This is a genomic window from Roseateles sp. P5_E1, assembly GCF_054049335.1.
Genome location: NZ_JBFUMN010000359.1, coordinates 1 through 573, shown reverse-complemented (window position 1 = coordinate 573; position 573 = coordinate 1). Strand labels below are relative to the sequence as shown.

At 68.8% G+C, this 573-nt stretch carries 1 protein-coding gene; it reads left to right on the top strand.

Annotation, left to right across the window (positions count from 1 at the left end):
- On the top strand, nt 1–573 hold a 573-nt coding region (gene guaA, locus ACXJKJ_RS31515), incomplete at both ends, for a glutamine-hydrolyzing GMP synthase (RefSeq protein WP_457395615.1).

The window sequence follows — 573 nt, the reverse complement described above, 5'->3', positions numbered from 1 at the left end:
ATCCTGTCCGGCGGCCCGGAATCGACCACCCTGCCGGGTGCGCCGGCCGCACCGCAGGAAGTGTTCGACAGCGGCCTGCCGATCTTCGGCATCTGCTACGGCATGCAGACCCTGGCCGCCCAGCTCGGGGGCGCCACCGAAGCGGCCGACCAGCGTGAGTTCGGCCATGCCGAAGTCAACGTCGTCGCCCCGGATGCGCTGTTCAAGGGCCTGAGCGACCACGGCGGCGAGCCGAAATTGAACGTCTGGATGAGCCACGGCGACCACGTCTCCGTCGCACCCCCGGGCTTCACCGTCACCGCGGTGACCGATCGCATCCCGGTGGCCGCGATGGCCAACGAAGAAAAGCGCTGGTACGGCGTGCAGTTCCATCCGGAAGTGACCCACACCCTGCAGGGCCAGGCGCTGCTGCGCCGCTTCGTGGTGGACGTGTGCGGCTGCGAAACCCTGTGGACCGCCGCCAACATCATCGACGACCAGATCGCCCGCGTGCGCGAGCAGGTGGGCGATGACGAAGTGATCCTGGGCCTCTCCGGCGGCGTTGATTCGTCGGTCGTGGCCGCGCTGCTGCAC